Genomic DNA, 25,253 nt, shown 5'->3' with positions numbered 1-25,253 from the left:
CACCTCAAATTCGGCTGGCTTTTTTTGCGCCAAAATATTCCTCAAATACACGTTTTGTATCCTTGTATCCCTGTTCAATTCTTCGCATGGCGCTCTCGGATGAAAAATCCAGCGTTCCGGTGAACAGATTCCCCAGATCGATTTGTGGGGTAATCTCCAGAATGCAAGCTCCGGGAAATTTGATACAGTCAACTTTTGAATCCCTGCTCAAATGTACGACAATGAAAAAACGGATCCCCCTATCATACAACGGCCTGATGGGGGTATTGTCTCCGCCCAACAGCTCAACTCCACCGTCACAGTAGAGTTTTCCGTCGAACAATATCGGGTCAAAGACAATCGGAATCGCAGAGGAAGCCAGTAGGATTGTCTCGATGTTATTTTTTGCATAGCATCTCAGTTCAAAGCGTTTTACCGCAGGAAGTACGCCAGATATTTCCAGACAAGTTGCGAAGCATGGAATTCCTGCGCGCTGGACTTTTCTCATGTCAACATATCTGTGCATGATCCTCAGCAATCCATCCCGTGTGAACAAGGCCTGTCCCATAGCCTGATTGACCGTTCGTTCAATGGCAGAACGTGAAACAGTCCTCCATATATTCGCAAGCGCAGCCTGCGAGCCTGCACCTGCCAATGTACCCGTAAAAGCTTTGGAGGATAATATCTGGTCGCGTGAGATGTTTTTCCAGATCCTTTCCGCCGTACTATAATCGCCTGCGGCGAACAGCACCGCGTTCAACGCCCCGACCGATGTACCAGATACACCTCCCACATACCGATCCAATCCTTTTTCACGGAGATACTTCCATACACCGATCTGATACGCGCCCTTTCCTCCACCGCCCTCAAAAACCAAACCGATCTGGTTCAATGTTTCTGTCTCCCTTCTCACTTAATCGTCACAGCCTTCAAATGTCTTGGCAAAGAGCCCACTACGATCAGTTTTTTGGCGTCATCATGTAAAAAGTAAATTCTCAGCAGATTTTCCGGGTCATTTCCTACCCCTAGATGAAAATCCAGCGGGCATTCCACCGGCTTTCCGGCAGCTCCCTGAAAATACTTTACCTTATACTGTGTCGGAGTGAATTCCACAGTTGTCGTTCCCGTGGGTTTTACCTCAAAAGGTCGTCCATATTTTTCAGAGCATCGATTATTCATCTCATCTGTGCTGATCCTTTCATATCGGCGCTCCCAATAATCTGTTGCAAGAAAATCCAATGCGTCACAAATCAAATCGACGCTGATCGATCTTGCAGATCTGTCTTCTAGCAGAGCCTTCGCCTTGGGGTGCAGCAAAATTCGTCCCGTGAAATTTTCCTCGACCCATTCGGCGATCCGACTATGCTCTTTTGGCTGACTAAGTTTTCGCTTCAAATAAGCGATGTCTTCATCCTTTTCTGCCAGAATAGTTTCTATTTTCTGCCGCTCTGCAGCAATTTCCTTCCGAAGTTCTTCTTTTTCCTTATCGATTCGATCCTGATACAGTCTCTGTCGTTCCAACTGCTCCTTTAGTGACTGACATTCCTGGTCTTTCTTTTTCAATGTCTCCTTCCATTGCACATCACAAAATGCCAACTTCTGTTCCCACTTTTCCTCTGCTTTCGCAGATCGCTCCACAATGTCCTCTGAACTCTGAATCAGTCCTTTTCGTGCCATCGAAAGAAACTGAACCGTTCCAAAAGACACTTGCTTATTCCGGGAATAACTCCGCAGTTCATTGCTCAGCTGCTCCAGCTGCACTGCTCGCCGGGCACTCGACGATTTATAAGGTACTATCTGAATTTTTCCACCATAGCACAGTGGATTCAGAATTAAAATATCACCACATTGTGCTGATATTCCTACCATAGAAATAAACCGTTCAAACAACGCATCTTCTAACGAATAACTGCGGAAAAATGTAACACCGCTTCTTGCAAAATCTTCCGTCTGATATGGCACCCCTGCTTTTTTCGGCATCTGCACTGGAATTTTGTCCAGCGGAATCTTCGGCATCCATGAATCCCGAAGATCGTTCTGTTGAACAAATAATGGTACGTTATCTTCCTTGTTTTCGCGGTAACGAGTAAAAACTACACAGGGTAATTGATTATCCTGATTTTTCCAGATGGACAGAAGTTTCTTCACTTGCTCTACCGTTGAAAGGGAAATCGTTTCTTCGGTCAGCTTTGTGAGCTGCCTCAAACCAAAGTTCGGATTTTCGATTAGCCGACGAATGATGGCTAACCGATAGACTTCTGCCTGCTCCGTGCCTTCCGGATCAGAAATAACGGTTTGAAAACCACACTCTAGTTGTGTGTCTGAGATCCTGTATCCTACATTTGTCTCAATCACCCGACCGGGTACTGCCTGCCGAATTTGCTTCGGATTACCGGGATCTGATCCAAGATCAGGTTCTGTGATCTGCAAAGTCCAGATTCCATTCTCCGGCAGCGATACAATATCAATTACAAAGCCGGCATTGACATGAAGAGACGGAAGGCAGGTATTGTCCGATGTCGTGTATGCAGATGGTGTCGGTAAGCATAACAATTCCTCCGGGACATGATCTCCCAAACGCTGCCGAAGCCATTCCATCGTAATCAAAGCAGCTAATCGCAATCCCTCCTGTGGGGTCGTTTTACTGTTTGCCATATAAGCATGAAGCTGATATGTTGGATATAGTTGATTCTTTATCAATTTCACAATGTGATGCGTCTGACTCATCTTGCACACTCCCAGCAAATTACTACGAGCAACGTTCCTTGTGTATAGTGTACATCAACAGCCTTTCGATGGCAATAAAAAATGACAACTTTCGCCAAATCCAACACCCGGTCACTGTAACAATGTGCTTTTTCAAACGGAATACGGTCAGTTTACCTCTGCGTCATTCAGTCTTCAACAAATTTTCTGTCCGATTACGACCTTATTATACCAACCCAGAATGACAAAATCTGACATTCCGCTTATTTCATACAGATCATCTGATTTTCTTCCATGCAGAGAAAAACCTCCTCATGCGGTTCGATCCACATGAGGAGGTTTTTCTTGCGATTTATTTTGTCATTTAGTTTCCCATCGATTTTCTCTGAAAGCACCTGTAAAGGTCGCTTTCAGCCTTGTCATTTTCATGTTTAGCTCTGACTGAAACTTCAGGAAACGTCGATATGTGAACGATATCACAGCCTTTTTCAACAGGAAAGTATCCTGAAACTGGCAGTTCTGTTCCATTCAGGAACCACTTTCCTGCATGAAGGCTGCAAACACTTCTTGCGTCTGAGATGGAGTCCCATGTCCATCCAGCTTCTAAAAAGCCTGTCGGACATTCAACCGGTATGTCCGAAAAAACAATAAACCGACAGAGATCACGCTCTTTGTCAATCTGAAGATTATGGATGATCCTATCCCATTGCTGATCATCCCACCGGGAAAATTCATTTCCATTATTGTATCGCTTCTTCACCGAATTCTCTGTAATTGAATCCTCTGTACCGTAAAGCACCGAATATCTCGAATGGAACACTTTCACAATCACTGTTTTCTTTATGACATTTTCATTTTCTGGCATCACTTGTTCCTCATCCCTATCCGAAGACCAGCTTGCTGTGGCCTGTGACAATCCATCTACATACTGTTATAAAGTATAATACAGTCACAGGATGTTTGCAAGCACGACCGCTCTCATTTGTCAAATGATGCCTGAGTAGTTCTTTTTTTGAATCATGCCACTCGCTTAAAATACCGTCCTTCAAACTTTACCCGTGCATTTCCACGTTCCAGACTGGTATGCCTGCCCCAGTTCTCATTTCGGATAACAGCTTGTTTTTGCTGATTTTCACTTTGTACCATTTGCCGGAGGCGCGCCGCTGCTTTCTGTTTGTTCAGGTATTGGCTGCGTTCCTCGGTGCAAACACTGGTCTGTCCGGTCGGCAGATAAATCACCCGGACACCCGTTTCCACCTTGTTCACGTTCTGCCCGCCCTTGCCGCTGCTGCGAAAGGTTTCAAACAGCACTTGTTTCGGGTCAAAAACTTCAGTTTCGGCCTCCGCACAACTGCTAAAATCCAGAAACCAGTTCTTGCGCTTGTGACCAATGCGGTAAGGACTTGGACAGACCCACTGCACCGAACCGACAAACTGCGATAAATCAGCATCTGTCTGGATTCGCACGGAGCGATAGGTATTTTCGTAGTACCCCTGTGATGTTTCCAGCACAGAAATCTTGTAATGTTTTTGCAGGTAGGCCAGAAATTTTGCCACACCAAGCTCGCACTCAGCAGGCCCCTGACCCGAACTGATTTGATAGATCATTTTCAAATTCCCTCACTCGCCTTAAAGTTGTAGATGGGCTTTGTTCGCTCTATGATCTCCACAGCAGGTGCAATCTGCCGGAGGATCAATTCCATCGGCTTATACGCCATCGGGCTTTCATCCAGTGTATTCCGGTTGACGGAGCTGGTATAAACACCCTGCATTTCTTTTTTGTACTGCGACAGCGTAAAGCTGTTTCGTGCATCTGCACGGCTCATCAGGCGGCCTGCACCGTGGGGAGCCGATTCGTTCCACTCCGGGTTGCCCTTTCCGACACAAATCAGACAGCCATCCCGCATATTCATCGGGATCACGAGTTTTTCGCCCGCCTTTGCGGAAACTGCACCTTTTCGCAGAATCATCGAATCCAGATCAATGTAGTTATGGATGGTAGAAATTGTTTCTTCCACGTCCAGCTTCATGCTTTTCACAATATCATTTGCAATCGCTCTGCGGTTCAGTTCGGCAAATGCCTGCGTGATTTTCATGTCGTGCAGATAATCGTCCATCAGGCTTCCCGCAGCATAAGCCAGCTCGAAGGGCGTACCTTCCGGGCACTGTTGAAAGGCTTCGCTCTGGTAAAACGATGCCACTTCCACACCAAGCCGCCGACTGCCGGAATGGATAATGAGCCAGTATGCGCCACCCTCTGCTTTATCAACCTCGATAAAATGGTTGCCACCGCCCAATGTGCCCACCGCACAAAGAGCCTTATCTTTTTGGACATGACGCAGACAAAGCAGGTCATCCAAATCTGCCCGTTCCGCAAAGTGATGCGGCGCAGAGCGCACCTGTTTTCCGGCTGGAATTTTATCGTGAATCAGTTTATCCAGCTTTTGCAGCTCCAGACGCTTAGCATGGAACTTGACTGCCAGCATTCCGCAGCCAATGTCCACGCCCACCAGACCGGGAGCCACACAGTCCTTGATGGTCATTGTGGTTCCGACAGCACAGCCTTTTCCGGCGTGGACATCCGGCATAATGCGGATGCTGCTGCCTTTTGAAATTGGACTGCCGCACAGGGCACGAATCAAACCCTTTGCACCGGAATCCAAAGTCTCTGCGTATACCAGCGCAGAATTATAAGTATTTTGTATTGTAATCAAAGCAATGCCTTTCTTTTATTTCAGCCGGAACACCGGCCCTTTGGGTGGAAACGGGAGCCGATTGCCCCATGGAATCAGATAAGCGTGGTTGCGTCCCCGCAGATTAAGCCGGTCACAGGCTCCATCGGTAATGATGAGCAGCGGCGCATCTTTGGGGAAACACATATCGCTTTCCAACAGGTCGATTCCGGGCTGTAAACGAGTGCCGCCGCGCCCTTTTACCTGAACGGCTCCGGCGATCTCTTCCGGGGTCATCATCCCCTGATCGTAAACAGCAGCATCACAGAAAATCACCCGGATCGCCTGCACATCTCTTGCTTCACTATAGCTGGCGATAGAGCCAAGCGCTGCTGCCAGCAGTCCACGGGACATGGAACCGGAGGTGTCCAGCAGCACCGCAAATGTCTGCTGTTTTTCCGGGTGCTCTTCCAGCCGCCATGCAGGGCGCGGAATGTCTGGGGTAGAACTCTGCCGCCGACTGAGCCGAGAGTAGGAACGATGCTTTTCCATGATCGTAAAGTTTTCATCAAACCATTTCCCCAGTTCCACATCCCACGAAATGGGCGGGCGGGACAGTGCATGGATTTCTTCGATTAGTCCAGCAGGCAGATAGCCCCTGTTCTGCTGGGTGTGATACACAAGCCCTTGCTGCAAGGCAGAGCGATAGACGGAATCCAGTTTATTGCCGTTCAAATCTACCACTTCTGAGCCATCGCCATAAAGCAGATCACCCGGATTTTCTTTCAGATACTCCCGGATGTTTTCACAGAGTTGGTCATAGACCGCTTCTGCGGACATCCCATGGAACTGGTTATCGAACAGTGCTGACTCTGGCATACAGCCCACTTTCATCTCACAGAGCCAGTCATTCACCACATAATCACAGGCAACATTCCAGAGTTCGGGTATTCTATCTTCACAGCGCAAATCATGGCGCAGAGCCGCATGAAGAAATTCATGCGCCAGCACGAATTTCCACTCTTCCAGATTCAGGCGGCAGCGAGTATTGATATAGATTTCGCCCAACTGTGGGCTGACTGCTGCAACCGGGATGTTCAGCCGGGAAACAACATCGCCGCTGTCTACAATACGGAATGCCGAAGCTACTGCACCCAGCAGCGGAAAGCTGGACAGAAACCAGTCCCGTGCCTGTAAATAAACAGGCCGCATCCAGTAATGCTGATGTCCGGTAGAGATTCCCCTAGATTCCATCAGGGTTTTCTGCATAGATACCTGAAGGGACTCGGCAAAAATTTCTGTATAATCCGTTTTGATGTCATCCCGATTCCATACCATATCAGGTCTGCCGCCAGTCATAGTGCTAAAAAAGCTTCCAGAAACCGAGGCGGTCTGTAATTGCTGGAACGCCTGCTCTTCCTCTTTGACCGGAAAAGGCAGCTCCTGCTGAAACTCCGACGGCGGTGTGCCGATATGGCTGTCTTTCAGGAAACGCGCAACGACTAAATCACAAGCCATATTCCAACGGGCGTCTTTCATGCGCTCTTTCTGGAAGTGCCCGAAACCAAGATGCAGCAGACAGTGACTGATGATATATTCCCACTCTCCAACGGATGCTTTCCGGTGCGGATTCAGATAGATGTCCCCATCGTTTGTGCTATACGCCCAGTCTGCTTTTGCCATGGGATAACGTTCAGAACAGTACACACGCGTGCAGTATGCAAGCCGGAACAGCGGGCCTTCTTCAATTTTTTCAACCGCCTTTCGCCATGCGGGGATGCTGTCCTGCTGCGTTTTTTCCTCTTTTTGGCCCATATCGTCACCCCATCTTCTTTTTGGTCAGTGCGGGCAGGTCACGGGTCACTTCCACGATGAACCACGCAGGAAGCGTTTCGCCATTCTCTGGGGTAATGGCCATCTGTGCGATTTCCAGACTGATGCCTGCCAGCTCGACCAACAATTCCTTTGCGCGCAGAGTAAGAGTCTGCGTGGCAGAAGTGAGTTTGCTGCGGTTGCGGGGCAGTTCTTTCAGCAGCTGTGCTCGGAAGCTCTGCGCCAGAAAGTAGAGCACATCACGCTCTTCCGGTTTATCTGGCCAATTCTGCGTTCCATTGATGATTTTCGTGATAGAATATGCCTGCCGCACCTGCCGGACATAGGCGACAAACTGTGCCGCATGAGCAGCGGTCAGACAGCCGTTTGCCAGAACCGCCAGTTCCTGTTCCGAAATAGAATCGCCGTAACTGATAATGGCATCACTGAGCATGTGCCAGCTACGAGGAGAAGAAAAGGGCTCTTCCGTTTTGGATGGCTGACTCCACAACTGGTCGGGGCGGAAACAAATATAATCGTATACATAAGGGTGAATGCCGTGCCCTGCGGCCCATTCCAGCCAGATACGGCTGTCAGCGCGAAGCTCAACATGGAACATCCGGTTGAGTAGCGCAGAGGACATAGGCCGGGTGATGGCGTTGTCCTGCGCACGGTTGCCTGCACCGATCACAATAGAACCTTTGGGCAGGTGATATTCCCCGATGCGACGTTCCAGAATAAGGGAATAAAATGCTTTCTGTACTTCCTGAGAACAGGCGTTCAATTCGTCCAGAAACAGGCAATAGGGTTCTTCCTGCGCAATCATTTTAGGCGGGCAGAACACGCTGCGGCCATTTACGATTTGCGGCACACCGATAATATCTTCCGGCGCAAGCTGACTGCCCAGCAGAGAAACGCAGGGCAGTCCCATATCTGCGGCGAACTGCTCTACGATAGCAGACTTGCCGATGCCGGGTGCTCCCCAGATAAAGACAGGGCGCACAATGCCAACGTTCAATAAAATATCCAGAAGCTGTTTCTGGTCAACCGATACTGCGAGATTCAAAGTAATCTTACCTCCATAATTTTTCGGATAGTTTTCTTTCTATGATTCAAAGATTTCATCTTGTTGCTTCTCCTTTCCCGTTTGTTTGAGCATAGTATAGCAGAACAGCATGACAGAATCTGTCATGCTGCAAACTTATAATATCATTATCCTGAGATTGTCTTTTGAAGGATTTTTTCGTATACTAAACGTAAGAAACGAGGGAGAGAGCATGGACTATTCTAAAAATGAGCGGATATTGGATTTGTATGAACGCCTATGCGCTGGCCGAACGCTTTCCAAAGCAGAAGAAGCCCTTCGCTTTGGCATTGATGAGCGTTCCGTCCAGCGAGACATAGACGATATTCGGGCCTTTCTTGCAGAGCGCAATGTTGCCAAGGGTGAAAACCGGCAAATTATTTATGATCGCCAGCAAAAGGGATTCCGGCTGGTGGGCAGTCCTTCTCCATTGATGACAAACAGTGAAATTTTGGCTGTAAGCAAAATCCTGCTGGAAAGTCGCGCATTTACCAAAGAGGAAATATCTATTATCCTGAATAAACTGGTGGCAGGCTGTGTTCCGCTGGAAAACATCAAGCTGGTTTCCGATTTGATCTCCAATGAGCTGTTCCACTATGTAGAACTGACCCACCCGGCAGGCATTCAGGACAAGCTCTGGGAAATTGGCTGCGACATTCAGCAGCACAAGCTGATGCAAATCCACTATCAGCGTCAGGGCGCAGATGCGGCTTCTGCCGTGGAACGCATTGTGGAGCCGGTATCCATCCTGTTTTCGGAATACTACTTCTACCTGAACGCTTACATTACAGAAGAGAAAAGCGGCAAATACAACCGCAAATATGACTATCCTGCTATTTTCCGCATTGACCGCATCACAGATTACAAAATACTGGAACAGACCTTTTCTCTGCCCTATGCAACGCGCTTTCAGGAGGGCGAGTTCCGTAAACGGGTGCAGTTCATGTATCCGGGCCAATTGCAGCGCATCCGGCTGCGCTATACCGGCACCAGTGTGGAAGCGGTTCTTGACCGCCTGCCCACCGCAAAAGTCATCTCTCAGGATGAAAAAGGCTCTATTATCGAAGCCGAAGTTTACGGCAACGGCATCGTCATGTGGCTGCTCAGTCAGGGTAACAGGATAGAAGTGCTTGCACCGCAGGCACTGCGGGATGAGATGAAAAAGATTCTGACAGAGATTCTGGAACAATACAAAGATGAAACCGAGGTGTAATGATATGAACAAAAAAATAGCGGACAACTTCACGGCAGTACGGCTGCGCAGAAGCGTGATTGAACCAATAGATTTTGGAAGGAAGAGAGTTTTTGTGAAAAAGAAGCCGGGCAAGCCGCTCACCGCAGAGGTTGTAACGGAAGAGACCGTCTTGCAGCCGGTTGATGAAGCAGAAAATAATGCGGACGGCAAAATCCATACACAGGAGCGCATCAAGCAGCGTCCGCTGCCCCCGCCGCCTGTTAAACCGATCAACTGAAAAACGCTGTACTTCACGGTTTAACGTAAAAATAAAAAGCATCTGCAACGATTCCTTCCGGGCTGATATGCCCCAAGGCCGGGCTTCCGGCAGAGGGATACCAAGGTTGCAGATGCTTTTTTGCTTGTTCTACACAGCCACATGAAGCCGGGGCGAGGAAGGCAGTTCAGCGCAGAAAACCGCTAAGGAATCCAAACGCTCCACCCACAATGGCGCCTAGGATGGGGCCAATCACCGGGATCTTTTCACCAAGCTTTGCACCGGCCTCGGCACCTTTTACAGCACTGTCAATGGCTTTAGACAGGGAATCGAGAATGGTTTCCTCAATCTCCTGATTGTAATCCTGCTCAGAGTCGTTTTTTGCCCAGATGGAGGGTTCTCTGTTCATGGAGTCCGTAAACAGGAAACGCTTTCCCTCCGGCAGGTTTGTCAGCATGGTAAGCAGGAGCTTAGAGATGTTGTAATGATAAAGGGCAGAGTAGTAGACAGGCTTTGTCCAAAGTCCTGTGGATTCTGCAATACGGGTCTGCACAGAGGCAGCCTGTTTATCCAGAAAGTCCACCAGTGCAGGCTCCGGGATGCCCTGTTCCTTATTCCAGTCGTGGCCCTTCTTGGCCATATCGCACTGATTGATAGCGATTGCGATGCGCTTGGGGTCACCGATCAGGGGCGCAATGACGTTTTTGATCACGGCATAGGCGGTGCCCATATCGCGGCTTGAGCCGTCGATCACCACCACAACCTCGTCGATTAGCAGTTCGCCATTTTCATCACACGCCTTCAGTGCGTAGGCAACCTCTTTTGCATAGCGCGCATCGTTTTCTGGGCTGTCGCCAAAGCCCGGCGTGTCCCACAGAACGAGATTGTCGGCTTCGTATTTTTGGATGGACGCAGTTTCCGGGTCTGCGCTGTTGCCGACCTTGGCATCGTCCATATCAAAGATCGCATTGATGGTAGAGCTCTTGCCTACGCCGGTCGCACCGACAAAAAGGATATTTAGCTTTTTCTGCTTCAGTGTTTCAAGAGCTGCCAGCAGTTCCTGCGCGTCCGGGTTTGCGCGCAGCTGAGCTTCAAGGGTATCAATGATGTGTTCCTTCATGATAAAACTCCTTATCTTAATGCCCGTCTCTTTGCAGGGATGTTATCAACGATAAAATCGAACACCGCCTGAAGATTCCATCCGTACTCTGCGGAATAGCAGATGGGTTTTCGTATGGTGACACCGGTAGCTTCCTTGACCCGCTGCTGAACAGATACAGCCTGCTGCTCCAGAAACGCTGCCAGAACAGCGTCCGGGGTGTTGGTGATACGGTTCCAGTGATGACCCTTCTGTGCCAGATCAGCCTGATTGATCACGACAAAAATGCGGTCTTTCTGGATGTTCGGAACCATAACGTTGTTCAGCAGATCGTAGGTGGTGCCCATGTCGCGATTTGCACCTTCAATGATGACCAGCGCCATGTCGATCACGCGGTAAGTCCCGTTGCCGTAGCGGTAGGTGGAGCGTAAAAGCTTGGCCATTTTTTCTTTGTGCTGCACATCTATTTCAACATTGTCACCCAGTCCGGGCGTATCCCAGATACGGAACCAATCATTCAGCTTGTAGCCGGTGATCTCCATCGTTTCAGGATCGACCCCTTGGCCTACACGGGCAACGTCCTTTTGAAAGAGCGCATTCAGCGTTGTTGACTTTCCGGCACCGGTCACACCGGCTACCATTACGTCCAGAGGTCTGACGCCAAGACGCCGCAATTTGTACTCAATGTCCGCAGCACGGTAAACACGATAGTCCATCAGAACCACCTGAACGGATTGAATGCTTTTACAATGCTGACCCCAACACCAACCGCGATCCCGATCCCAGCACCGATGGTGCGCCCGATCTCCGCGCCGGTATCACCAAACATCGAGCCGATCTGTTCACCAGCATCTGCAAAGGGCGTACCGTATTTTTCCAGAGTTTTTGCAAATTCGCTTTCCGTGTTGGCGTTGTAATCAGACTTGCCGTCGTCGTGTGCCCAAGTATCCTTATCCTTGTTGATATTATCAACAAGTGCCAGCCGCTTTTCCTCCGGGGTATGGGCAACGATGTAATACAGCAGCTTGGAAAGGTTATACGGTTTGCTTTGCGGCATCCCCTCTTCCTTATAGCCGGCACTGTAATAGATCGGTGTCACGTCAACACCGGAGCCCTCGCGGATCCTTCTGCGGACAGATTCGACTTTTTCCTCCAGACATGTCTCAAGTTTCGGCTCGGGTCTGCATTCCTCTTCGTTCCAGCAGCGGCCCTTCATGACCATATCGCACTGGTTGATGGCCACCAGAAGCCGGCTGTTCTTCTCTTCACCCAGATTGGGAATGATAACGTCATTGATAAGATGATAGGACGTGCCAAGATCGCGGGAGCCGCCGTCCAAAATAACAAGAACCAGATCGATGAGATAATTCCCGTTCTCATCGCGTTCCCGAAGCTTTTTGACGATATTTTTAGTGTGACGTTCATCAGCATCCTTTCCGTCACCCAGACCCGGGGTATCCCACAGTATGAGATTGTCCAGCTCATACCGGGAAATCTCCATGGTCTCGGGGTCAACACCTACGCCGACCTTGGCTTTCTCGGTGTTGAACAGAGCATTGATGGTAGAGCTTTTGCCGCAGCCGGTCGCACCGGTGACCATCAGGTTGATCTTCTGTTCCCTGAGGTGCAAGAGGTTCCGCTGCAGTTTGCTTTTTTCCTCCTCAGGAATATCGGCATTCATAATGCTGTCGTTCATCACATCAAAAAACTTCTGGTGGGCCTTTTCGTTTTCTGCCATAAATCCACGACCTTTCACTTAAATCGACTGTTTTTTCAACCGTTGAAGCGTTGCCTTCTATCTGGAGTATACTCTGTCAGAATGACAATATCTGTCACTCAAGCAAAATTGGAAAATCAACCACTATTTCATACCAAAAAGCATGTTTATTGGTCAATTTGCTTAAATTCATTATAACATATTTTACTTATAAATGCTACACTTGATTGTAAACGCCCAATGAACTGATTCTTTTGTTGATGATCTTCGTTCAACAATTTGTAGTCAAAGGTGTAGTTCTTCATGTTATTGCTCACCAATTTAGTCATTTGCTCTTTATAAAATGCAGAAAATAAAGAAGGAAAGTTGTATAATTTAATTGTAAAGAGAAAAGCAGGGTATCAACTGTAATATCCTACCAACAGATGTTGTGCCTGCTAGATACAAGCAGAGCATCTCCGAGGGATGGAATTCATTTTGCCTGTGCCCAAATTGTGCGGCAGAGTTCAAATTTGGCAAGAAGAACCTATCTGGTTTAATCTCGATGATTCAAAACTACCATGTTAAAGAGCGAGACGAGAATTTGATTGTCTGTGATATTGAGATGCTGGGAGAAAAAAGAAGCATAAAATACACAGGCAAGCATTTTCTGGCATTACAGAGAGCTGTGAGTTTTTACGAAACGGACATAAACTCGTCAACTAAATAAAGCAGAAAGCCGTTCACCACGCAGATTTTCCAGCGTGGCGAACGGCTTTTTTGCTGCCCCTATATTTACAGGTATGAGGAATCGAAGAAGTCTTTTAATGTAATTCCTAAACCCTGACAAATTCTTTCAATCGTCTCTACGCTCAGCTGCCCTCCCCGACGGGCGGTGGTTTGAATCGTGGAGTACGATATTCCGCATTTCTTTGCCAACACACACAGATTCATATCACGCTCCTGCATCAAATCCTGAACACGCTTGATCGTATCCACGAAAACTCCTCCCATCTTTTTAGTTCAAAACCTTTCCAACAATTTCGAATCTTTGCTCCGGAGATATAAGAATCGGCGAATATTTGGTGTTAAGAGAGACCAAAGCCGGTTGGTTATGCACCACACCATAGCTGTCGGTAAGGAACTCTGCTTGGGACTTGTCTGGGATATGTTCATCGTATTTTTTTAGATATCCGCAGCCATCATATACGAATATCCCGATATCCCCGCATTTAAGTTCTTCGCAACGCTTCACCCATACGATCTGTCCGCTATGATAACGCGGCTCCATACTATCGCCACTAACGTATATCCCGAACTCAGCCCCTGCCGGAACACTGCTGGCAGGCACCTGTATCCGCTGGAACATTTCACCTTCAAGAAAAGCTCCTAGACCTGCCGATACTGGCAACTCTGATACTGGCATCATTATGTAGTCGATTTCCGCAGGTTCTTCTGTATCTGGCTGGTAGCGCCGGGATGCAATCAAGTCCATTTCGTACTCGGCAACTTTCTTTTGTCCTATATCATTTAGAAGGGCGGGCTTCTGAAAGTTCCTCGTAAAGTAGGAAGGTCCCTCTTTGATGTTCAATGCGTGGCAGATTGCAACCAGTTGATAGATGCTGGGGGTGGTGTAACCTTTTTCCCATTTGTTGATTCCCTTGTCACTGACATCAACGCCATAGTGACGGAGAAGTTCAGAGAACGCTACGAGTGAATAGCCATTCCTTTTTCGTATGCTTGCAAGAATCAGACCAACCTCATTACTGTCCCTCGCAGCGACTGCATCATAGCGCACTATATCGGGGGCTATGTGCATTTTGGTGAGCGCGGTTTTCTTTTTCATAACAAGAACACTCCTTTGTGATCCGGTAGCTCTATTATAGTATAGAAAATATAAAAAATCAACAAGAAGTCTCTGAAATAGCGACAAATGCGTAATTGACATCTCCATAAAGTAGGTGTATAATCGAATCAAATCCACAAAATAACAGCTTTTCGGTGTTATTTCTGCATGAGATTGTGTTCATTTGGCGTTTTTCTGCGAGGTGATATTATGAGAAAAGAAAATGTAAGATGCCCGATGTGCGGACCACGAATTATGATGTAGATCTTGATAAAACCGGTGGCTGGACAAAATGTCGTCTGTGCAAAGCAGTGACCTGCTCTATGGATGAGTGGAAAAAACATACAGTGTCCGTTCCGGTGTTGAGCGAAAAACAGCTCGTGGCATGCAGTATGATTCGCAAGTAATGCACACTGTGTTCTGACAAACCTGTAAAAAGGAGGGATTCTGATGTGTGGTGATTACAACCTTCGCCGTGAGAAAAGATACGTCGAAGTGGACGTTCGTTTTACCCCGGATGGTAAGATCCGCCCTCTTGCCATAAACTATGACAAGGCTCACACTTATGGAATTGATCGTGTCTTGGCAGTCAAACACGGGACATCACGCCTAGGCGGAAAAGGTCACTGTTTCACCTGTCTGATTTGCGGTCAGAAGCGGAATCTTTGGCTTGAACGGGGCAAGTGGTTCGTGGAAGCCTACCGCTCTGCGCCGGAAAGCTGTGCTTCGTAATGGCAAGATACTTATCCTGCGCAGACCTTTCGCACATAGCGGGCAGGTATATCGAACAGTACTATAACTGTTTCGGAATTAGCAGGGATGCCCCAGAACCCATTGACCCGGAACGGCTCGCAAGTTCTGTTCTTGGGCTGAATGTGAAAATGCTGCCGCTATGCAGCGATAGAAGTATCCTAGGGCTAACTGTTTTCCAGAAATGCGGTTTTACCGTAACCTTGGGGGACGGAACAAAGCTTGTGGAGGTGTTCATGCCGAGGGACGTCGTAATCGATTCTGCCCTTGCGGCAGACAGCTGTACCGGATGCCGGAATTTCACGATAGCGCATGAAGCGGCACACCATATTCTGGCTGACCTGTTTCCGAACGACTACGGAAAAGCAGTCAAGTGCCGTGGGCACATTGCCTATCGTGAACGAAACGGACAGCCCTCATGGGAAGAATGGCAGGCGAACACCCTTGCAGCAGAGCTGCTGATGCCAACATTTCTGGTCAACGCCGAAATAGAACGTGCAGCGCTGTGCCTGCCAAATGGAATCCTGTACAAATCCGCGTCTGACCCGAACTATGAAAAAATTCTGGAGATGGCTGCACGGATGGGAGTATCGTGGTCTGCGATCAGAATCAGATTACAGCAGATGCAGGTCATCAACGGCAAACCCATCTACTGCCACCCATTGGACGTCATTCGATTTGGAGAATAATATGAATTGGTCAAATAATCGCTCTTTTAAGAGTAAACCGCTGAACAATATACAGCAGGCACAATTCAGCATTGGCTGGAGGTTTTGTCCGGTTTGCGGACACAAGCTCTACCAAAAAACCGAGAGCTGTTCAGGTTCTATCAGCATAAAATGCCTCAAGTGCGGTAACGTAGCAACAGTTGACTTGGCCTACCGCAGGCGCTGACTTTTTTAGACAAACCACAATTTCAAAAATCGGGTGCATTGCACCCTGAATATGGACTGTTCGTCACCGAGCAACGGGCCATTGCCGCAAGGCAATGTATGAAACGTGCACCAAATAGCCGGGCAACAGCTGATAGAGTGATTCTGCTTTTAGAACCGCTCTGTTAGTTGGTTGTCCGGCTATTTTTTTTTAGCCTTCAGGAAGCCTGCTCCCGTAAAAAGGAGCAGGCTTTATGTTTGTCCGTTTTTCGTGGATGCCCCAAGCGGCGAAATATCCGTAGCCTTCCAAATTTTCGACTTTTTACGCTTTATCGAAAATTTGGAGGTTTAACATGGGCTTCAACTATGGTTTGGAAAAGAAGAATTTTGATAGTCAGTGGGCTATGACCCGCAAGCAGTATGAAGATGCCGGTATGAGCAGCGAAGCGATTCAGGCAATGTACGATTACGACTGGTCTGTTTTTAACGCTAATCGCTCTTACCAGAACCATACGCAGGAAATGGCTGCGCCGTCCTTTGAGCAGAGCGAAGAATCCTACTCGCCCTTGATGAACAAGTATCAGGAAGCCGTTTCCGTTACGGATACTTACCACGAAACTAAAAGCCGTTTTGCATGGATTGGTGAGATTGAGAACGAGCAGTTGCTTACTGCACTCGAAACTTTGAAAACCGAAGATTTGGAAATTATCACCATGTACGCTTACGAGGGATACGACATCACTGAAATTTCTAAAGTCTACGGCGTATCTCGGCCCACTATTAGTATCAAAATCAAGAGAATTACTAAATTTTTGAAAAACTTCAATTTCAATGCTACGAATTGACCCTTCTCGATGCCTACCAAGTGAAGGGACAATTTTCCAAGCGGCACTCGCCGCAGGGAAAAACGTCCAACCTCATGAACCTTGAAAACTGAATAGTTCCGTCATCTGGTACTCCGATAATGATACTTCCGTAATTCGCGGCCCGGTCACAAAGCAGACGGGGTGGCTGAAATGCCAATGAAGCGGTACAAGTCCGCTGCCAGATGTTTATGCCCCACTCGTAGGGGGCCGAGGGCGAATATGCGAGACCTTTAATCATATTGATCCGGGAACTGCCGGGTACGTTTTTGCGCATCCGGCAGTTTCCGTTTTTTACGTATCCCAATTTATTCTTTATCCGAATATCCACTTTGATACATATAGGAGGACACTTTTATGGATGAGTTGAACCCCACGGTGCGCGAGCAGGAGATCTACGAGGAGATGGAGCTGACCCCTGAGATGGTCAAGTCCATCCGCACCCTCTGCGGTACCTGTCTGCGGCACTTTGTGGATGCAAAGGCATTCAAGATCGCACTTGTACCCAGCGCAGACCGGAGCATGGACACCTGCACCGTCTGCCAGATGCGGCGCGGCTACGATTATGTAGTCATGCACCGCTGACCCAACCATACCACCATACCTTGAACGAAGCCCGCTGCGGAACATCCGGCAGCGGGCTTTGCACATAACAACATGGAGGTACAATTTTGCAGCAAAACTGGAAATTCCAACGCGGAGACATCTTCTTCACCCATTTCGGGGCGAGCACCGGTTCGGAACAGTGCGGTGACCGTCCGGCGGTCATTCTTCAGAATGACGTGGGCAACTATCACTCTCCGACCCTGATCGTTGCGACCATGACAAGCAAGGCGGAAAAGAAAGTAAACCAGCCGACCCACTGCCTGTTGGAAAACGCAGGGTTGAATATGCCGTCCGTTGTGCAGGCAGAGCAGATCTTCACCATCGACAAGAGCCGGGCGCTGAAGTATCTGGGGCATCTGACCCCGGAGGAGATGCGCAGGGTGGATGATGCAGTGCGTATCAGCCTTGCGCTGAACCCCATGGGCAGCATCCAGCAGATGGAGCCTATCCGGCGCTCTACGGCGCTTTACGCGCCGCCTGAGGTGGTGGATGGCAAACCACCTGTCTACCCCTATACGCCCATCAAATCGTCTTTTGAGAACGCCGGAAGCATCGAGGAAATGATGCTGTACACCGAGTTGCAATCCGCGGTTCATGCCATGATCCAGCGGTTGGAATACAGCTTCACCTTCAATCCCAGCCTGCTCACCAGCCCGAAGCGTAAGCAGCAGGTGGCTGAGATCTTAGAGGAAGCCGAGAAGTACATTTGGAGAATTAAGGAGGAAATGCGATGCGCCTGAACGAAAATAATAGCTTCATTGGTATCAACCCGCCGTACCAGCTTTCGGTCATCCACAGCAGCAAGCTGATCTATCCCCGCGAGATCTACCAGCGGGGCGTGGAGCGCAAGCGGGTGGAGCTGATCGCCAGAGACTTCAATGAGTACATCGTTAACGAGCCGAAGGTCAGCTTCCGCAACGGCAGATACTATGTGATGGACGGGCAGCACACCATCGAGAGCTGCATCCTCCTCAACGGTGGCGCGGACCGCCCGATCCTCTGCAAGGTCTACACCGGACTGACGATGGAGCAGGAAGCCCTGCTCTTTGCGGAGCAGAACGGTCACGCCGCACCCCTGTCGGCGGGCATCAAGCTGCGCGCCAAGGTAGTGGGCGGCGATGCGCCTTCCAAGGCGTTTGTCGCAGCCACCAACCGGGTGGGGCTGTCCCTCAACTACGACAGCATGCAGCTGAGCGACTACCGTATCAGCTGCGTGGGCACGGCGCTGAAGCTGTACGACCAGCTGGGCGAAGAAATCTACTGCGAAGCCCTGCGGCACATCGTGGAAGCGTGGGAGGGCAGACCGGATTCCTTCCGGGCGGCTGTCCTGCGGGGCGTGATGTACTTTGTGCAGCTGTATCATGGACAGTACAGCGCGGAGCGGCTTGTCCGTGCGCTGAGCGGAGTCCATCCCATGGAGCTCTACCGTATCAGCCGGGATAATCCCGCCAAGCTTCCGGGCTGGCGGCGGTACGTTTACCCCATCTACACCACCTACAACGGCAAGTGCAGGAAGGATGCGCTGCCGATGAAGTTCTAAACTCAAATATCTCCTTTGGCAAGGGCGATGGTACCCGGAAAAAGGCCATTGCTCTTTACATATAGTATTTTCTTTCAAATAATTGACATATTGAAATGGAAAGGAGAGGACCGGAATGAGCGAGATCGCAGCCTGCACTTTGATTCAGGAAGAGCCCGACCGCAAGACAGAGCGGTACATGATGATGTTCAAGGATTACCCGGATGTGGTATCCGTAGACATTCTTCAGGAAATGCTTGGCATCTGCCGGAAGAATGCGTATCTGCTGGTCAAGCAGAATAAGATCCACTCGGCGCGTGTAGGACGCAGTTATAAGATACCAAAACTCTGCGTGGTAGAGTACCTGATCGATCAGAATCGGCAACTTGGAGGGATGCGCCTTTCAAACTCTCTTGCGCCATCCTTGCAAAACACTCCAGAGTCTTCTAAACTTATGATGCCTAAGCAAAGGACGTTTGGCTACGAACAGAAAGGAGCATCACTATGACAAATGTGGCCGGACATTTAAGAGAACAAAACGGTATGTATCAGATGATTCTGAGCTGGAAAGACACAAATGGAAAGCGCAGAACCAAATCCATCAGCACAGGACTTCCGGTTAAAGGAAACAAAAAAAGAGCTGAATCTCTGTTGCGTAAAACACAAAAAGAGTTTAACCCTGAAACGATGCAGCAGGTTTCCGACCTGCCGGTATCGGAATATCTGAACCGCTGGCTTCGGGAAAGTGTGATGAACCTTCCGCCCGAAACCTATGGCAGATATGCTTATGATCTGGGAAGAGTAGTTGTCCCATACTTTGAAAAGAAGCGGCTGTCTTTGAAAGCACTCTCTCCGCGCGATCTGGAAACGTTCTTCCGCTATGAGCGTCAGCAGGAGGAGGCCAGTGTACAGCAGCTTCTTGATTGGCACAAGGAGTTGACCGATGCCCTGCAATATGCCGTTGCCAATAATTGGCTGAAGGTCAGCCCCATCAAAGAAGTTGACCCCTGCCTTGATAACTCACCGGTACTTTTCACCGACTTCATCACGGACTGGTTGAAAATGATGAAGTCACGAGTGGAAATCACAACCTATACCAGCTATGAAAGAGCAATCATTCACAAGATCGTCCCATATTTTGAACCGCTCCACTATACATTACAGGATATGGAACAGCATCCCAAATACATCCAAGACTTCTACCAGCATGAGTTGGATCGTGGCCTTACGGCAAACACCGTCATTCACTATCACGCCAACATCCGCAAATGCTTACAGTATGCTTTTCAAATCGGCATGATCCGTTCCAACCCGGCAGATCGCGTTGAACGTCCTCGTAAGGAAAAGTTCAAGTCGGAGATTTACAGCGGTGAAGAACTGGAGCAACTTTTCAAGGTGATCCAAGGTGACCCTTCGGAGTTTGGCGTCATCATGGCTGCATTCTACGGGCTGCGGCGCAGTGAAATTGTTGGTTTGAAATGGGATGCCATTGACTTTGAGAACAAGAAAATCAGCATTCAGCATACGGTTGTGACCGCAAAGGTCAACGGAACGGTAACGGAAATCGCACGAGATAAGACAAAAACAAAGTCGAGCTGCCGGACACTTCCCCTAATCCCTGCCTGTGAGCAGATGCTCAATAAAATGAAAAAGGAGCAGGAGCAGAATCGGAAGGTCTGCGGCAAAAGCTATTGCACCGATTATCTTGACTATATCTATGTAGACCCGATGGGAAAGCGGATTCGGCCCGATTTCCTGAGCCAGCATTTCCCGGATTTTCTGGTCGCACACCAGATGAAGCGTATCCGCTTTCACGATCTGCGCCATAGTTGTGCCAGTCTGCTCTATGCCAATGGCGTGAGCCTGAAGGAGATTCAGGAGTGGCTCGGTCACAGTGACATCAGCACAACAAGCAACATTTATACACATCTGGATTTCTCCAGCAAGGTGTCCTCGGCGAATGCAATCGTCAACATCTTCCCAGAAAACACCAAAGTATAAGAAACTGAGTAGAAAAAGAAAAACAGCCTAAAATCTTTCGATTCTAAGCTGTTTTATGATGGAGTGCCGATGGTGGGACTCGAACCCACATGGTTTCCCGAACGATTTTGAGTCGTTTGCGTCTGCCATTCCGCCACATCGGCTTATATTCAATTTTGGGACATTAGTACCGGTTTCTGAAGATTGGAGGGATGTTCAGGAGGGATGTAAGAAATCCTGCTTCGACAAACTCTCAAAATTCAACGAATACTCGTGAATTTCTCGCACAGACACGAAAAATCACGAAGCGGATTTTGAGTCGCTTGCGTCTGCCATTCCGCCACATCGGCTGATATGGATTTGGATGCGTTTTGCACGGTTTTTTGGAAGTTGGAGGGATGTTCAGGAGGGATGTTGGAACTTATCCACCGCTAACTGGTCAAAAACCTTCGCTGCTTCGTTGAAATTTCAGATGGGCGCACGAAGCCGCGAAGCGGATTTTGAGTCCCCCTCGTCTGCCATTCCGACACACCGGCGCATCGTTTTTTGAACGACTTTTATTATACCGGATTCTATGGGTAAAATCAAGAGGAAGTTTTACACCTTTTTCAAATCGTCCCGCCCGGCGCAAAATAATAACTCCGGTTCTTGCCCGGCGGCGCGGGCTGTGCTACACTAAGGTCATATCAAAACGTAAAATATGCCCACAAGGAGGGAACCGGACTTTGAAACATCTGCATTCTTTTGCCCGCCGCGCGGCGGCTTTTCTGCTGGCGGCGGTGCTGTGCGTCTGCATCCCGGCGGCAGCGGCTTCGGCTGCCACCACCATCGGCGGCGCCGATACCACCCTGATCCCCGCAGAGGACGAAAACTGTCTCAGCTGGCTGTTTGGCTCCAAGGATAAGATCACCATGCCGTACCTGAACATCAAGGGGCAGGGGCTCAAGCGCAACGTCACGCTGGATCTTGAGGATTGTCTGGTGGGCATCACCTATACCGAGCTTGGCTCCATTGGCAGCTACGTCAGCGCCAGCGCCGCGCAGCAGGCGTGGAAGGCGCAGGCGGTGGCGGTGCACTCCTACCTGGAATACCACAAGCAGTACGGTTCGTCTGCCAATGCGCTGATCTACACCCCGGTCGATCAGATCCCGGCTTCTGCCCGCAATGCCATCCGCAAGGCGGTGCAGGCGGTCAAGGATGAGGTGCTGGTGTACAATGGCAGCGTGTGCGACGCGGTATGGTCGGCCAGTGCGGGCTACAACACCCAGACCGGCGTGTACGGCACCTGCGCCAGTCTGGACGCATGGGGCACGGATGTGCCCTACCTGCAAAGCGTGGAAAGCCCCTACGAGGAGCAGTACCACAACCTGCTGCGCCGGGTGATCGGCAAGGACTACACCTATATAGAATACAACGACAGCCGCACCGGCGAGCCCTACCAGAGCGCCGACACCACCCACAAGGATCTGGGCGGCTTTGTGCAGTACAACACGCTGGTGTCCAACGGGCGCAGCTACCGGTACATCAACCAGTTTGTCTCCTCCCGCTACTGCTTCGATTTTGGTGCGGACGCAAACGGCACCCCCTGCATGACCTACTACGGCTTTGGTCACGGCGTGGGCATGAGCCAGTGCGGCGCGGTGGGCTATGCCGCCGAGGAGGGCATGAACTACAAGCAGATCTTACAGCACTACTACACCGGCGCAAAGATCCGTACCAGCACCACCCGCAGCGGCGGGCTGTTCGGCTGGCTGGCGGGACTATTCCGCTGAGAGGCTATTTGACTGAAATTTTGGAAATACCTTCTCAAACGCCGCAGGATTTGGTATACTATATCCGTTTGTGAAAAATGAACGGGAAACATAACTGCGTGGAAAAACGCACGGATTGGAGTATCAGCATGGAGTTGGATCAGGAAAAGCAGAATCAGGAGGCTGCCGAGCGCTGCCGTGCACTGGCACAGCGCATCGTGCGGGAGCTGGCTCCCCGCAGCGTACAGGTGCTGGAGGACAGCGGGCTGCTGGAAAAAGCTTTTTGCAAAATGAATACTGCGGTGGTGCAAAGCGCCCCGGAGCTGCTGGTGGTGGCAGACCCCCAGTGGGTCAGTCTGCCCGCCGTACAGGCGGAAAAAGTGCTGCTGGTGTGCGCAGAGTACGCCGGCATGGCAGACTGCGCAAAGCAGCTTGCAGCACAGGGCTTCTGCCGGGAGCTTGCGTGGAAGGACAGCGGTAAGGAGCAGCCGACGGCACTTTTCTGCCGCATGGACGCCCCGGAGCTGCCGGAGCTGGAAAACGGCTACGAGCAGCAGCTGGACATTTTGCGGGAGCGTACCCTGCTGGCCGAGCGCACCGCCGCCGAGCAGACCGCGCAGCTGGAGCGGCTGCGCAGCGACCTTTCCCTGAGCCGCAGCCATGAGCAGGACTTGGAAAAGACCCTGAACAGCGTGGTCAACTCCACCTTCTGGAAGGCCAGCTGGCCGCTGCGGTATCTGGTAAGCAAGTGCCGCCAGCTGTGGCGCACCTTCCCGCTGTTCGTCTTTTTTGCCACCCTGCGCCGGGTGGGCTTTGCGGGCGTAAAGGCACAGGCCAAGGCCAAAAAGGAGTACAAAAAGCTGTTCCCGGGCAAGGCCATGCCCGCCGACCGCTTTGCGGACGTGGAACTGCTGGTAAAGCAGGCCGCAGACCAGCCCGCTGCACCCCGCATCAGCATCGTGGTGCCGCTGTACAACACCCCCCACGATTTTCTGGTGGAGCTGCTGGACTCGGTGCAGAACCAGACCTACCGCAACTGGGAGCTGTGCATGGTGGATGCCGGACAGGACGCGGACGTGGGTGCCCTTGTGCAGGAGCGCGCCCGCACCGACAGCCGCATCCGCTACCGGAAACTGGACAGCAACGAGGGCATCGCGGGCAACACCAATCAGGGCTTTGCCCTTGCCACGGGTGAATACATCGCCCTGCTGGATCATGACGACATTTTGCACCCCTGCGCACTGTGGTATGTGGCGGAAGCCATCGCCAAGCAGGGCGCGGACTTTGTGTACACCGACGAAGTGACCTTTGAAGGGGACATCGACCATCTGACGGTCTACCACTTCAAGCCGGATTATATGCTGGATAACCTGCGCTCCAACAACTATATCTGCCACCTGAGCGTGTTCAGCGCGGCGCTGCTGGCAAAGGTGGGCGGCGACGAGCGGGCAGAGTTCAACGGCAGTCAGGATTACGACCTCTACCTGCGCCTGACCGAGCAGGCGGAAAAGATCGTGCACATCCCGCACCTGCTCTACTACTGGCGTTCCAGCCCGGCAAGCGTAGCCAGCAACATCTCTGCCAAGACCTACTGTCTGGAAGCTGCCATGAAGGCGCTGCGCGCCCACTACGACCGCATGGGCGTGCCGGTGGACGCGGTGACCATGGTGCCCAACACCCCGGGCTTCTACAAGACCGATTACACCATCACAAAGCCCGGGCGGGTCAGTGTGCTGATCCCCAGCTGCGACCATTCGGGCGACCTGCGGCTGTGCGTGGAGTCCATCTACCGCAAGACCACCTACCCGGATTTTGAAGTCATCATCATCGAGAACAACAGCAAGGAGCCTGCTACCTTCCGCTGCTACGAGCAGCTGCAAAAGGAGCACCCGGACACCCTGCATGTGCTCACATGGCAGGGCACCGGCTTCAATTACAGCGCCCTGAATAACTTCGGCGCGCGCGCTGCCACCGGCGAGTATCTGCTGCTGCTCAACAACGATACCGAGGTCATCTCACCCCGCTGGATGGAGGAGATGGTCATGTACGCCCAGCAGGACCGGGTGGGCTGCGTGGGTGCAAAGCTGCTCTACCCGGACAACACCATCCAGCACGCGGGCATCGGCTTCGGCTTTTTGACGCTGGCGGCGCACATGCACAAGAACTTCCCTGTGGGGCACCCCGGCTATATGGGACGGCTCTCCTACGCGCAGGACGTGTACGCGGTGACCGCCGCCTGCCTGATGGTGCGCAAGGACGTATACGAGCAGGTGAAAGGGCTGGACGAGAGCTTTGCTGTGGCCTTCAACGATGTGGACTTCTGCGTGCGCGTGCGGGAGGCGGGCTACACCAACGTGTTCACCCCCTTTGCCCAGCTGTACCACTACGAGAGCAAGAGCCGCGGGCTGGACGAAAGCCCCGCCAAGCGCAAGCGCTTTGCCTCTGAGGTGGAGCGGTTCCAGAAGCGGTGGGCAAAGCAGCTGGCTGCGGGCGACCCCTGCATGAACCCCAACTTTGACCTGATGAAGGAGGACTTCAGCTTTGACATCAAGCCGCTGGAGTGAGCC

Annotated in this window: 24 protein-coding genes and 1 tRNA gene; 12 read left to right on the top strand and 13 right to left on the bottom strand. The window is 50.6% G+C overall.

Annotated features, from left to right (window positions below; translation table 11 throughout):
- Window positions 1-4: 4 nt before the first annotated feature.
- The 7 genes from ACXPUX_RS14560 to ACXPUX_RS14530 all read right to left on the bottom strand — a co-directional run bounded on the left by ACXPUX_RS14560 (window position 5) and on the right by ACXPUX_RS14530 (window position 8,235).
- The gene (locus ACXPUX_RS14560; RefSeq protein WP_458828933.1) at window positions 5-871 is read right to left on the bottom strand and encodes a patatin-like phospholipase family protein; all 867 of its coding nucleotides are present in this window, start codon (window positions 869-871) and stop codon (window positions 5-7) included.
- A gap of 17 nt (window positions 872-888) precedes the next feature.
- Window positions 889-2,706: a hypothetical protein gene (locus ACXPUX_RS14555; RefSeq protein WP_458828929.1), complete on the bottom strand. Its 1,818-nt coding sequence runs from the start codon at window positions 2,704-2,706 to the stop codon at window positions 889-891.
- Between the two features lie 343 nt (window positions 2,707-3,049).
- On the bottom strand, window positions 3,050-3,550 hold the full coding sequence (locus ACXPUX_RS14550; protein WP_458828927.1) for a hypothetical protein: 501 nt from the start codon (window positions 3,548-3,550) through the stop codon (window positions 3,050-3,052).
- 152 nt (window positions 3,551-3,702) lie between these two features.
- Window positions 3,703-4,293: a peptide chain release factor H gene (gene prfH, locus ACXPUX_RS14545; protein WP_458828925.1), complete on the bottom strand. Its 591-nt coding sequence runs from the start codon at window positions 4,291-4,293 to the stop codon at window positions 3,703-3,705.
- 2 nt (window positions 4,294-4,295) lie between these two features.
- Window positions 4,296-5,399, bottom strand: coding sequence for an RtcB family protein (locus ACXPUX_RS14540; RefSeq protein ID WP_458828923.1), 1,104 nt, complete (start codon window positions 5,397-5,399; stop codon window positions 4,296-4,298).
- A gap of 15 nt (window positions 5,400-5,414) precedes the next feature.
- A complete protein-coding gene (locus tag ACXPUX_RS14535) occupies window positions 5,415-7,172 on the bottom strand; it encodes a vWA domain-containing protein (protein WP_458828921.1) in 1,758 nt (585 codons plus the stop codon).
- Between the two features lie 4 nt (window positions 7,173-7,176).
- Window positions 7,177-8,235, bottom strand: a complete 1,059-nt coding sequence (locus ACXPUX_RS14530) for an AAA family ATPase (protein WP_458828919.1) — start codon at window positions 8,233-8,235, stop codon at window positions 7,177-7,179.
- 211 nt (window positions 8,236-8,446) lie between these two features.
- On the opposite strand from ACXPUX_RS14530, the gene ACXPUX_RS14525 reads away from it, so the two are divergent.
- Window positions 8,447-9,466, top strand: coding sequence for a helix-turn-helix transcriptional regulator (locus tag ACXPUX_RS14525; protein ID WP_458828917.1), 1,020 nt, complete (start codon window positions 8,447-8,449; stop codon window positions 9,464-9,466).
- A 4-nt stretch (window positions 9,467-9,470) separates the two neighbouring features.
- Entirely contained in the window at window positions 9,471-9,725 is a 255-nt protein-coding gene (locus ACXPUX_RS14520; protein ID WP_458828915.1) for a hypothetical protein, read from the top strand.
- A 166-nt stretch (window positions 9,726-9,891) separates the two neighbouring features.
- Here the strand turns inward: ACXPUX_RS14520 and ACXPUX_RS14515 are convergent, their stop codons facing one another.
- From ACXPUX_RS14515 to ACXPUX_RS14495, 5 genes are all read right to left on the bottom strand, one after another.
- Window positions 9,892-10,824: a GTPase family protein gene (locus ACXPUX_RS14515; RefSeq protein WP_458828913.1), complete on the bottom strand. Its 933-nt coding sequence runs from the start codon at window positions 10,822-10,824 to the stop codon at window positions 9,892-9,894.
- A gap of 11 nt (window positions 10,825-10,835) precedes the next feature.
- Window positions 10,836-11,519, bottom strand: coding sequence for a GTPase family protein (locus ACXPUX_RS14510; RefSeq protein ID WP_458828911.1), 684 nt, complete (start codon window positions 11,517-11,519; stop codon window positions 10,836-10,838).
- Window positions 11,519-12,541, bottom strand: coding sequence for a GTPase family protein (locus ACXPUX_RS14505; protein WP_458828909.1), 1,023 nt, complete (start codon window positions 12,539-12,541; stop codon window positions 11,519-11,521). Before ACXPUX_RS14505 ends, ACXPUX_RS14510 begins: the two co-directional genes overlap by 1 nt.
- Before the next feature lie 753 nt (window positions 12,542-13,294).
- A complete protein-coding gene (locus ACXPUX_RS14500; protein ID WP_223386064.1) occupies window positions 13,295-13,498 on the bottom strand; it encodes a helix-turn-helix domain-containing protein in 204 nt (67 codons plus the stop codon).
- A 19-nt stretch (window positions 13,499-13,517) separates the two neighbouring features.
- Entirely contained in the window at window positions 13,518-14,345 is an 828-nt protein-coding gene (locus ACXPUX_RS14495; protein ID WP_458828906.1) for an XRE family transcriptional regulator, read from the bottom strand.
- 450 nt (window positions 14,346-14,795) lie between these two features.
- Here ACXPUX_RS14495 and ACXPUX_RS14490 point away from each other — a divergent pair, with 450 nt between their 5' ends.
- The 8 genes from ACXPUX_RS14490 to ACXPUX_RS14455 all read left to right on the top strand — a co-directional run bounded on the left by ACXPUX_RS14490 (window position 14,796) and on the right by ACXPUX_RS14455 (window position 20,956).
- Window positions 14,796-15,077, top strand: coding sequence for a hypothetical protein (locus tag ACXPUX_RS14490; RefSeq protein WP_458828904.1), 282 nt, complete (start codon window positions 14,796-14,798; stop codon window positions 15,075-15,077).
- A 254-nt stretch (window positions 15,078-15,331) separates the two neighbouring features.
- Window positions 15,332-15,784 (top strand): ImmA/IrrE family metallo-endopeptidase, encoded by a 453-nt coding sequence (locus ACXPUX_RS14485; protein ID WP_458828903.1) that lies wholly within the window; start codon window positions 15,332-15,334, stop codon window positions 15,782-15,784.
- Window positions 15,785-16,320: 536 nt separating this feature from the next.
- On the top strand, window positions 16,321-16,812 hold the full coding sequence (locus ACXPUX_RS14480; protein WP_249233496.1) for a sigma-70 family RNA polymerase sigma factor: 492 nt from the start codon (window positions 16,321-16,323) through the stop codon (window positions 16,810-16,812).
- Window positions 16,813-17,187: 375 nt separating this feature from the next.
- Window positions 17,188-17,415, top strand: a complete 228-nt coding sequence (locus ACXPUX_RS14475) for a hypothetical protein (RefSeq protein ID WP_005927345.1) — start codon at window positions 17,188-17,190, stop codon at window positions 17,413-17,415.
- Between the two features lie 86 nt (window positions 17,416-17,501).
- Window positions 17,502-18,176 carry a type II toxin-antitoxin system PemK/MazF family toxin gene (locus ACXPUX_RS14470; protein ID WP_097839050.1) on the top strand — a complete coding sequence of 225 codons (675 nt, stop codon included), beginning with the start codon at window positions 17,502-17,504 and terminating at the stop codon, window positions 18,174-18,176.
- The gene (locus ACXPUX_RS14465; RefSeq protein ID WP_458828902.1) at window positions 18,167-18,976 is read left to right on the top strand and encodes a DUF6551 family protein; all 810 of its coding nucleotides are present in this window, start codon (window positions 18,167-18,169) and stop codon (window positions 18,974-18,976) included. The genes ACXPUX_RS14470 and ACXPUX_RS14465 overlap by 10 nt, the downstream gene beginning before the upstream one ends.
- A 115-nt stretch (window positions 18,977-19,091) precedes the next feature.
- Window positions 19,092-19,463: a helix-turn-helix domain-containing protein gene (locus ACXPUX_RS14460; RefSeq protein WP_294647689.1), complete on the top strand. Its 372-nt coding sequence runs from the start codon at window positions 19,092-19,094 to the stop codon at window positions 19,461-19,463.
- The gene (locus ACXPUX_RS14455) at window positions 19,460-20,956 is read left to right on the top strand and encodes a tyrosine-type recombinase/integrase (RefSeq protein ID WP_349935386.1); all 1,497 of its coding nucleotides are present in this window, start codon (window positions 19,460-19,462) and stop codon (window positions 20,954-20,956) included. The genes ACXPUX_RS14460 and ACXPUX_RS14455 overlap by 4 nt, the downstream gene beginning before the upstream one ends.
- Before the next feature lie 64 nt (window positions 20,957-21,020).
- On the opposite strand, the gene ACXPUX_RS14450 is transcribed toward ACXPUX_RS14455, so the two are convergent.
- Window positions 21,021-21,099 (bottom strand) — tRNA-Leu (locus ACXPUX_RS14450).
- Between the two features lie 561 nt (window positions 21,100-21,660).
- Here ACXPUX_RS14450 and ACXPUX_RS14445 point away from each other — a divergent pair.
- A complete protein-coding gene (locus ACXPUX_RS14445) occupies window positions 21,661-22,707 on the top strand; it encodes a SpoIID/LytB domain-containing protein (protein ID WP_458828899.1) in 1,047 nt (348 codons plus the stop codon).
- Window positions 22,708-22,835: 128 nt separating this feature from the next.
- Complete coding sequence (locus tag ACXPUX_RS14440; protein ID WP_458828897.1) at window positions 22,836-25,250, top strand: glycosyltransferase family 2 protein; 2,415 nt, start codon at window positions 22,836-22,838, stop codon at window positions 25,248-25,250.
- Window positions 25,251-25,253: the final 3 nt, after the last annotated feature.

Source organism: Faecalibacterium sp. PGM34 (genome assembly GCF_054456555.1).
This window is presented reverse-complemented; position numbering and strand designations above follow the sequence as displayed.

Bases quoted from the DNA above. Each gene is read 5' to 3' on its own strand.
- ACXPUX_RS14555 (WP_458828929.1), bottom strand. From the start codon at position 2,706: ATGAGTCAGACGCATCACATTGTGAAATTGATAAAGAATCAACTATAT.
- ACXPUX_RS14550 (WP_458828927.1), bottom strand. From the start codon at position 3,550: ATGCCAGAAAATGAAAATGTCATAAAGAAAACAGTGATTGTGAAAGTG.
- prfH (WP_458828925.1), bottom strand. From the start codon at position 4,293: ATGATCTATCAAATCAGTTCGGGTCAGGGGCCTGCTGAGTGCGAGCTT.
- ACXPUX_RS14535 (WP_458828921.1), bottom strand. From the start codon at position 7,172: ATGGGCCAAAAAGAGGAAAAAACGCAGCAGGACAGCATCCCCGCATGG.
- ACXPUX_RS14525 (WP_458828917.1), top strand. From the start codon at position 8,447: ATGGACTATTCTAAAAATGAGCGGATATTGGATTTGTATGAACGCCTA.
- ACXPUX_RS14520 (WP_458828915.1), top strand. From the start codon at position 9,471: ATGAACAAAAAAATAGCGGACAACTTCACGGCAGTACGGCTGCGCAGA.
- ACXPUX_RS14515 (WP_458828913.1), bottom strand. From the start codon at position 10,824: ATGAAGGAACACATCATTGATACCCTTGAAGCTCAGCTGCGCGCAAAC.
- ACXPUX_RS14510 (WP_458828911.1), bottom strand. From the start codon at position 11,519: ATGGACTATCGTGTTTACCGTGCTGCGGACATTGAGTACAAATTGCGG.
- ACXPUX_RS14505 (WP_458828909.1), bottom strand. From the start codon at position 12,541: ATGGCAGAAAACGAAAAGGCCCACCAGAAGTTTTTTGATGTGATGAAC.
- ACXPUX_RS14495 (WP_458828906.1), bottom strand. From the start codon at position 14,345: ATGAAAAAGAAAACCGCGCTCACCAAAATGCACATAGCCCCCGATATA.
- ACXPUX_RS14490 (WP_458828904.1), top strand. From the start codon at position 14,796: ATGTGTGGTGATTACAACCTTCGCCGTGAGAAAAGATACGTCGAAGTG.
- ACXPUX_RS14485 (WP_458828903.1), top strand. From the start codon at position 15,332: ATGCCGAGGGACGTCGTAATCGATTCTGCCCTTGCGGCAGACAGCTGT.
- ACXPUX_RS14480 (WP_249233496.1), top strand. From the start codon at position 16,321: ATGGGCTTCAACTATGGTTTGGAAAAGAAGAATTTTGATAGTCAGTGG.
- ACXPUX_RS14475 (WP_005927345.1), top strand. From the start codon at position 17,188: ATGGATGAGTTGAACCCCACGGTGCGCGAGCAGGAGATCTACGAGGAG.
- ACXPUX_RS14465 (WP_458828902.1), top strand. From the start codon at position 18,167: ATGCGCCTGAACGAAAATAATAGCTTCATTGGTATCAACCCGCCGTAC.
- ACXPUX_RS14460 (WP_294647689.1), top strand. From the start codon at position 19,092: ATGAGCGAGATCGCAGCCTGCACTTTGATTCAGGAAGAGCCCGACCGC.
- ACXPUX_RS14455 (WP_349935386.1), top strand. From the start codon at position 19,460: ATGACAAATGTGGCCGGACATTTAAGAGAACAAAACGGTATGTATCAG.
- ACXPUX_RS14440 (WP_458828897.1), top strand. From the start codon at position 22,836: ATGGAGTTGGATCAGGAAAAGCAGAATCAGGAGGCTGCCGAGCGCTGC.